Here is an 8,395-nt window from a genome sequence, read left to right on the forward strand (position 1 = left end):
ACGTGAACAAACTCGGCTTTATGGAACCTTCTCTGCTTGGGATTCTCTCTGTATCGAGAGAGCAAACTCAAAAATGAAGATGCCACAAGGGGGCTATCAAGTGGCATGAATGGCCTCTCAACTAAAATGGGTCACACCCGATTGATTTTACAGAGCAGTTTGTGATAAACTTCGCAAAGTCAGGCGGCAGCTGTCGCCCGGAAAATATGCCATGCTAAACTCCTACATTCCGGTTCTGGTGATGGGGCTGGTCGCCGTGTTGCTCTCGGCGGTCTTTATTCTGCTCTCTGCCGTTCTCGGGCCGCGCCGTCCCTCGCCGCAGAAGAACAGTCCTTATGAGTGCGGCGTGACACCTATCGGCTCAGCACGGGAGCGGTTCCCGATCAAGTTCTATCTCATCGCCATGCTCTTTATTGTCTTCGATATCGAGACGGTCTTCCTCTATCCTTGGGCGGTAACCTACGCGGCCAGTGGAAGCATGATGCTCTTTAACTTAGCGGAGATGGTAACCTTCGTGGCCATTTTGTTTGTTGGCTACATCTATATCTGGCGTCGTGGCGCCTTCGAGTGGGGCTAGGAATTTTAGAACATGAGCCAGGAAACTGACCAGCCGTTTTTGACGGCGTCGCTAAACAAGATGGTGAACTGGGGGCGTAAAAACTCCCTCTGGCCTGCTACTTTTGGGCTTGCCTGCTGCGCCATTGAGATGATGGCCTCCACCGACAGCCGCTTTGACATGTCACGCTTCGGCTCCGAGGCGTTTCGCGCCTCGCCGCGCCAGGCGGACCTGATGATCGTCAGTGGGCGCGTCTGCAAGAAGATGGCTCCGGTGCTGCGCCAAGTCTACGACCAGATGCCCGACCCCAAGTGGGTGATCGCGATGGGCGACTGCGCCAGCAATGGCGGTGTTTTCAACAACTACGCCGTCGTGCAAGGCGTGGACCAGATCGTCCCCGTGGACATCTATGTCCCCGGCTGCCCCCCAAGCCCCGATGCGCTGATCCATGCCGTCATGGAGCTTCAGAAAAAAATTGACAAAGAGCGCTTCTCGGAGAGGTACTAACAACGTTGTCACCACTCGTTAGCATCGTCATATCAACACACAATCGTGCTCATTATCTGCGTGAGGCAGTTGTCAGTGTCCTACAACAAACCTACACCCACTTTGAGCTTATTCTTTGTGATGACGCTTCCAGCGACGAAACACCACAGGTCTGTCAGGAATTCCAAGCGACAGATCCGCGGATACGCATTGTCCGGCATGAAAAAAATATCGGGATGCAGGCAAACTGGAGTTCTGGAGTTGCAGCGGCACGTGGAATCTACTTTGGTAAGCTCGACGATGATAATCACTATGAGCCCACTTTTCTTGAGCGTCTGGTAGAGATCCTCGAAACACACAGTGAGGTCGCCTTCGCCTTTACAGATGAGTGGATCATTGATGAGTCTGGCAAGCGTAACCTACCACTAACAGATGAGCTTTCTCAGTACTATCAGCGTGCAAACCTCCCCAGCGGTGTGCTTGTAAACCCACAGCTTCATGCAGCAAGCCAAGGCATGGGGATTAATGCAACTCTCTTTCGTCTATCCATCCTACGCGAGGTAGGTGGTTTTGGCAACTACGGTGCAACCGCAGATTGTGAACTCTTTTTGCGCTTGACGAGCCTGAGAAAGAGTTGCGCCTACCTTTCAGAGCGCCTCGCAGAGTATCGTATTCATGAAACATCCTTCTCAACAGGACTTAAAGGAATACGAGAGTCCGAATTCCCGGTGCAGATGTGGGAGAGGTACTCTTTCTCAGATCCTCAAGCAGAGCAGGCGCGCCTTGAGCGGCTCAGTACCAGCTACTTAATGCTAGCACGGGCATATGCACTAGAGGGTAAGCTAGCTGAGGCACGACAGGTACTAAAAAAGATCACTCCCCCACTTCCAGGCGTTAAAAAGGCGCAGCTCTTCCATCGTATATTTTCTCTGCCAGAAGCTCTGGTGCGAGTTTTGATTAAACGAAAGTACTCAGTTTAAAAAAATGGTAGATATTGATGTTCGTCTGGGTTTATCAGGCTCCGACTTAGCGATTCGTGAGCGGACTTTCAGGGCCGATCTAACGCGCCTTGCTGAGTCCAATCTCACGGTCGAGGACTCGCCCGAAGTCAAGGCTCTCGTAGAGGCAGGCTATGGTACGGAAATCGTCGCTAGCAAGCGCTTTCGAGTACAGGACTTTCTCACGGTTCGCAAAGAGCGCATTGTCGGCCTGCTCACCGTGCTGCGCGATCATACGGCTCTGGAGTACAAGCTGGTCTCCGATATCTTTGGCGTGGATTTACTCGGCTTTGAGACTGAGCCACGCTTTGAAGTGGTCTACAGCCTCTACTCTCTCAAGACTTACCAGCGAATCGTGGTCAAGGCGCAAGTGAGTGAGGACGACCCGACGATTGATACTACCAGTGGCGTCTGGCTCGCGGCTGAGTGGCCTGAGCGCGAGATCTACGACATGTTAGGCATCTCCTTCAACCACCACGCCGACCTGCGCCGCATCCTCATGCCCGACGACTGGGTGGGCCATCCGCTGCGCAAGGACTTCCCCCTCGGCGGCGAGGAAGTCGAGTTTAGTCACAATGTCCGGGAGCAAGCAAAGTAACCCATGAGCGCGTCTTTAGAGAAAGTGCCCCAGGCGGGCATCGAGATTGAGCGTTATTTAGATCCTGAGACTGCTCAGGAGACCATGACCATCAACATGGGGCCGTCACACCCCTCCACGCACGGTGTGCTTAGGCTCGTGCTGGAGCTTGATGGTGAGACAGTTGTCCGCTGCACCCCGCACATCGGATATCTCCATACTGGCATCGAGAAGACCATGGAGAACCTAAGCTATTATAAAGCTCTGGTGCTCACCGACCGTGAGGACTACCTCTCCAACCTCTGTAACAACCTCGCCTACTCACTGGCTGTCGAGAAGCTACTCAATGTCGCGATCCCCCCCAAGGCCGACTACATGCGTGTCCTACTCAACGAGCTAGAGCGGATCGCCTCGCACTGCCTCTGGCTGGGGACGCACGCGCTGGATATCGGCGCGATGAGTATGTTCTTCTACACCTGGCAAGACCGCGACCGGATTCTTGAGCTTAAAGAGCATCTCTCGGGCGTTCGTACTAAGACAAGCTGGATCTGCCCCGGTGGCCTACGCGGCGATGCCCCTCAGGGCTGGCTGGAGCGTGTCCGTGCGTTTTTAGATTACTTCCCGGCCCGCATCGAGCTCTACGAAGGCCTACTAACCAACAACCCCATCTGGATCGAGCGCACCCGTGGCATTGGGATGCTCTCCGTAGACGATGCTATTAGCTTTGGTATGGCCGGGCCCAGCCTTCGTGCCAGCGGCGTGGCCTTCGATCTAAGAAAATCCAACCCCTACTCCCGCTACGAAGAGTTTGATTTTGACATCTGCGTGGGAACCTACGGCGATGTCTACGACCGCTACCGGGTTCGCATGGCGGAGCTGTGGGAGTCTCTCAAACTCTGCGAGCAGTCCTACAAAAAAGTCGTCGAGATGGGCGAGAAAGCCCCCGTGCGCACCAGTGACCGTAAGATCGCTCCACCACCCCGCGCAGAGCTAGACACCTCAATGGAGGCCCTGATCCACCACTTCAAACTCTTCACTGAAGGCTACCATCCGACGGTTGGTGAGGCTATTGGGGCCGTGGAAGGTCCGCGCGGTGAGAAAGCCTATTACGTGGTCAGTGATGGCTCTAATAAACCCTATCGTGTGAAAATCAAGGGCCCAAGTTTCTACAATCTCCAAGCACTCCCTAAGATGTGCGAGGGACGCATGGTTGCCGATGTAGTTGCCATCATCGGCTCAATTGATATCGTGTTAGGAGACATTGATCGCTAATGGACACAATGTATGATTCGAGTTTCTTCGATAGTATCGAAGGTTATGCCAAGACTTCTGCTCTGATTCTTCACGACATGCTAAAAGAGATCTACTCTTTTGATAGCGTTGTTGATGTCGGCTGTGGCAATGGTGCCTGGCTGAGTGTCTTTCAGGAAAAAGGCGTCAAGACCATCAAGGGCATTGATGGCAGCTATGTAGACCAGTCCCAACTACGCATTCCCAAGGAGTGTTTTCACCCCCATGATCTTACCCAGCCCGTTAGCCTGAATCAGCGCTTTGATCTCGCCATCTCGCTGGAAGTCGGGGAGCATCTTCCTGAAGCGCGTGCCGTCTCGTTTGTGGCGGATATTGTTGCGTTCTCGGATGTGGTACTCTTTTCAGCCGCACTTCCAGGCCAGGGAGGAACCTACCACATCAACGAGCAGTGGCCAACTTACTGGGCACATCTTTTTGCACAACATGACTATGTTGCCTTTGACTGTTTCCGCCCAAGGCTCTGGAACCGCAAGAACATCGCCTGGTACTATGCACAAAATATCGTACTGTATGTCAAGCGGGAAGTCGCGGAGAATGGGAAGCTGAACGCGACTTTTCTGGGAGCGCCCGGAGCACCTCTCTCTTTGATTCATCCGCTTCTCTTTCACTTCCGAACGGTCGATCCAGGAATCGGCCCAATCGTGCGGAGTATTCCCCAGCTGATGAACCAGGCACTGCGCAAGCGCCTTAAGGGTGAGACAACGGCCCTACCCAACTTTGAGTAAGGGATAGAGGGAGAGATACAATGCCTAAATTTACCGAGGAAACCCGAGTGCGTCTCGATGAGCTGATCTCGCGCTACCCGACCAAGAAAGCAGCGCTCTTGCCTGCGCTTTGGGTCGCACAGGAAGTGTATGGTGGCTGGCTACCCGCGGAGGCGATGGAGGAAGTGGCGCTACACTTAGAGCTCCCGACAGCAGACGTGCAGGGCGTTGCGACGTTCTACACGATGTACAACAAAGAGCCTCGGGGAAAGCATGCCATCGAGATCTGCCATAACGTGAGTTGCATGGTACTAGGCGCGGAGCAGCTTATTCAGCACTGCGAGCGTAAGCTGGGTGTCTCTGCGACAGGTGAAACAACAGCAGATGGCATCTTTACCCTAGCACGCGTCGAGTGCCTGGGGGCATGCTGCAATGCTCCTGCCGTTCAAGTAGGGGGAACGTACTACGAAAATATTACGTTTGACCAGATGGATGCGCTGATCGAGACACTCAAGAGTGCCCCTAGTGAGACGATCACACCACCACAAGCAGCAATGCCGGAGATGAGGAATTTTTAAGTGGGGCCTGAGCGTATCTGGTGGTGGATGACCCGAGCCTACCAGCGCCGAATTCCTCTTCTGCCTAAGCTTCTCAAGCTGGTGAACTATTTTATCTTTCGGTGCATTACCCCACCGGAGGCTGTGATAGAAAAAGACTTGCGACTCGATCACTTTGGTCTTTGTTTTGTCTCACATCCCAATGTTACGATTGGTAAAGGTGTGCGAATCTATCATGGAGTTACTCTGGCTAGTGAGACCTGGATCGGCTCACCCGAGCGGATCGTGATTGAAGACAATGTGACCATCGGAGTTGGGGCAAGTGTCATCGCACGTAGCAACACGAGCCTGAGGATTGGGGAGGGTGCCTATATTGGTGCAGGGGCCGTTGTCACAAAAGATGTCCCTGCGGGTGCCATCATGGTGGGAATTCCTGCCCGCCCGCTAGAGAAAAAAGCAGTAACGGAATAAGAAATTATGTCTGAACAACCACAGCTTCTGTACAAGCACCGGCACGTGCCGGGCATTAACACGATTGATATCTGGTGCCAGCACGGCGGCTATGAGAACTTCAAAAAAGCCCTCGCGATGGAACCGGACGCGGTTATTGAGGAAGTGAAAGTCTCCGGCCTGCGGGGCCGTGGCGGTGCGGGATTCCCAACACATATTAAGTGGAACGCAGTTCCCAAGAACCGTGACGTTGAGCATTACTTAATTATCAATGCCGATGAAGGGGAGCCAGGGACTGCCAAAGACCGTGATCTGATGAATGGCCTGCCACACTTACTTGTTGAGGGCTGCCTGATCTCGATGCACGCGATTCGGGCGAGCAAGTGTTATATTTACATCCGTGGTGAGTACATCGAGCCCTGGAAGAGTGTTCAGAAAGCCATCAACGAAGCCTACGCGAAGGGCTTCTGTGGCAAGAACGTGCTGGGCTCGGGGCTGGATTTTGATATCTACACTCACCTCGGAGCCGGGGCGTATGAGTGTGGCGAAGAGTCCGCGCTGATGAGCAGCCTCATGGGCGAGCGGGGGATGCCGCGCATGAAGCCGCCTGCTGCGCCGCTGCCGATGATCTCGGGCGCCTGGAAGCGCCCCAGCGTGGTCAACAACGTGGAGACGGTCGCCACACTCCTTCCAATTATTGAAATGGGCGGGGCCAAATATGCCGAGATTGGCTATGGCTCGCCGCGCTCACGGGGAACCAAGCTCTTCTCGATCTCAGGGCATGTGGAGAAGCCGGGGGTCTATGAGATCGTGCTGGGAACCCCGTTCTCTGAAGTGCTAGAGCTGTGTGGCGGCGTGCGCAAGGGCCACACCCTCAAGACCTATATCCCCGGCGGCTCGTCTATGGGCTTTGCGCCGCCGACCCCACTGGACTACCCATTTGACTATGAAGGCATTCCCGCCAACACTAAGACCCTCGGGCTGGGCTCCGGTGGCCTGATTATCTTTGATGAGACCACACCGATTGTCCCGATCACCCAGCGCCTGGTTGATTTCTATCACCACGAGAGCTGCGGCAAGTGCACCCCGTGCCGCGAGGGGCTCAACTGGCTCCATAAGATCTACGGGCGGATTATGGCGGGTGCGGGCAAAGAGAGCGATGTGGACTTAATCTGGGACATCTGCGATAGCATCCGGGGCAAGAGCTTCTGCGCACTCGGGGAAGGGGCGATCTGGCCGGTGATGACGAGTTTGACGCTCTTTAGAGACGAGTATCTCGCTTACATTCGGGGTGGAAAAGATGTCATGGGTGATCTGACGACGATCGGGTACAAATAAAATGATTAACATAATAACAAAAAAATCAAAAAAAATATTACTCCTTCTGGGCGGAAAAGACACACTACTCTGGAGATCAACAAGAAAAATATATTTAAAAATAAAAAACCATGTTAGATTACTATCTAAAAACAGTATATTCATTGAAGAAGGTGAGTTAGATATGTGTTCCTTAGATAATTCAGAAATGATCTTAGAATCAATAAAATTATTCGCTCCTATATCTGTACTTGATGTAGGATGTGGAACAGGAAAATCGCTAGATATATTCCTAGAAAGTGGCTGTGATGCATTTGGCATAGAAGGATCAGCGATTGCTATTTCCAAGGCGAATCATCCAGATAAAATAATGCAATTCAATCTGAATAACGAACTTAATTTGAATAAAAAATTCGATTTAGCATGGTCTGTCGAGGTAGCAGAGCACATACATCCAAAATACGTAAATAAATTCCTACTATCCCTCATAAATCACTCTGATAGAATAATCATAACGGCTGCTCCGCCAGGACAAGGTGGAGAAGGACATTTTAACGAGCAACCACAGTCCTATTGGATTCATCTATTTTCTCAAAACAATTATACTTATGATGTCAATTCATCAAAATCTCTGAGAGAAAGCGGAAGTTATTTTTCGGAAAATGTTATGGTTTTCTATAGATCTTGAAATAGCTATATGAGTTATAACTTTAGGAGATGGGATGATTATTGGCCAGAAGGTGATGGTGGTGATGCCCGCCTACAATGCCGCCCGGACTCTGGAGCAGACGCTCTTGGAGATTCCGGGCGATGTTGTTGATGAGGTGCTTCTGGTGGATGACTGCTCCAAAGACGATACGGTGGCGGTGGCGCAGAAGCTGGGGATTCCCTACGTAGTGCACCCCAAGAACCGGGGCTACGGTGGCAACCAGAAGACCTGCTACACCGAGGCACTCAAGTGCGATGCCGAGATTATCGTGATGCTCCACCCTGACTACCAATACACCCCCAAGCTGATCGGGGCGATGGCCTGGCTGGTCGCTTCGGGGGAGTTTGACGTGGTGCTGGGCTCGCGGATCTTGGGCAGCGGGGCGCTCAAAGGCGGGATGCCCTACTGGAAATACGCTGCCAACCGCTGGCTCACAGGGATCGAGAACGTGCTACTGGGGATGAAGCTCTCGGAGTACCACACGGGCTACCGGGCGTTCTCGCGAAAAGTTTTAGAGACGCTCCCGCTGGAGGAGAACAGCGACGATTTTGTCTTTGACAACCAGATGCTGGCTCAGGCGGTGCGCTTTGGGTTTCAGATCGGGGAGATTAGCTGCCCCACAAAGTACTTCCCCGAAGCATCCTCGATTAACTTTAAGCGCTCCGTGATCTATGGCCTTGGGGTGCTGGGAACGGCAGTCTCCTATCGGCTCCATGTGTGGGGAGTGAAG

11 protein-coding genes are annotated in these 8,395 nt (G+C 52.9%); all 11 read left to right on the forward strand.

The genetic code is table 11. The annotated features are described in order from the left end of the window. Positions 1 to 211: 211 nt before the first annotated feature. Positions 212 to 577: an NADH-quinone oxidoreductase subunit A gene (locus tag RMO15_RS16920; RefSeq protein WP_309714623.1), complete on the forward strand. Its 366-nt coding sequence runs from the start codon at positions 212 to 214 to the stop codon at positions 575 to 577. 12 nt (positions 578 to 589) lie between these two features. Continuing rightward, complete coding sequence (locus RMO15_RS16925; RefSeq protein WP_309714624.1) at positions 590 to 1,063, forward strand: NADH-quinone oxidoreductase subunit B family protein; 474 nt, start codon at positions 590 to 592, stop codon at positions 1,061 to 1,063. Positions 1,064 to 1,068: 5 nt separating this feature from the next. Beyond that, entirely contained in the window at positions 1,069 to 2,022 is a 954-nt protein-coding gene (locus RMO15_RS16930) for a glycosyltransferase (protein WP_309714625.1), read from the forward strand. A 4-nt stretch (positions 2,023 to 2,026) separates the two neighbouring features. Then, the gene (locus RMO15_RS16935; protein WP_309714626.1) at positions 2,027 to 2,638 is read left to right on the forward strand and encodes an NADH-quinone oxidoreductase subunit C; all 612 of its coding nucleotides are present in this window, start codon (positions 2,027 to 2,029) and stop codon (positions 2,636 to 2,638) included. A gap of 3 nt (positions 2,639 to 2,641) precedes the next feature. After that, complete coding sequence (nuoD, locus tag RMO15_RS16940) at positions 2,642 to 3,889, forward strand: NADH dehydrogenase (quinone) subunit D (RefSeq protein ID WP_309714627.1); 1,248 nt, start codon at positions 2,642 to 2,644, stop codon at positions 3,887 to 3,889. Next, positions 3,889 to 4,653 carry a methyltransferase domain-containing protein gene (locus RMO15_RS16945; protein ID WP_309714628.1) on the forward strand — a complete coding sequence of 255 codons (765 nt, stop codon included), beginning with the start codon at positions 3,889 to 3,891 and terminating at the stop codon, positions 4,651 to 4,653. Before nuoD ends, RMO15_RS16945 begins: the two co-directional genes overlap by 1 nt. A 20-nt stretch (positions 4,654 to 4,673) precedes the next feature. Then, the gene (locus RMO15_RS16950) at positions 4,674 to 5,210 is read left to right on the forward strand and encodes an NAD(P)H-dependent oxidoreductase subunit E (protein WP_309714629.1); all 537 of its coding nucleotides are present in this window, start codon (positions 4,674 to 4,676) and stop codon (positions 5,208 to 5,210) included. Continuing rightward, positions 5,211 to 5,660 (forward strand): DapH/DapD/GlmU-related protein, encoded by a 450-nt coding sequence (locus RMO15_RS16955; RefSeq protein ID WP_309714630.1) that lies wholly within the window; start codon positions 5,211 to 5,213, stop codon positions 5,658 to 5,660. A gap of 6 nt (positions 5,661 to 5,666) precedes the next feature. After that, positions 5,667 to 6,977 carry an NADH-quinone oxidoreductase subunit NuoF gene (gene nuoF / locus RMO15_RS16960; RefSeq protein WP_309714631.1) on the forward strand — a complete coding sequence of 437 codons (1,311 nt, stop codon included), beginning with the start codon at positions 5,667 to 5,669 and terminating at the stop codon, positions 6,975 to 6,977. Position 6,978: 1 nt separating this feature from the next. Next, positions 6,979 to 7,644, forward strand: a complete 666-nt coding sequence (locus RMO15_RS16965; protein WP_309714632.1) for a methyltransferase domain-containing protein — start codon at positions 6,979 to 6,981, stop codon at positions 7,642 to 7,644. A gap of 34 nt (positions 7,645 to 7,678) precedes the next feature. After that, on the forward strand, positions 7,679 to 8,395 hold a 717-nt coding region (locus tag RMO15_RS16970; RefSeq protein WP_309714633.1), incomplete at its 3' end, for a glycosyltransferase family 2 protein.

The organism is Armatimonas sp. (assembly GCF_031410135.1).
Classification (GTDB): domain Bacteria; phylum Armatimonadota; class Armatimonadia; order Armatimonadales; family Armatimonadaceae; genus Armatimonas.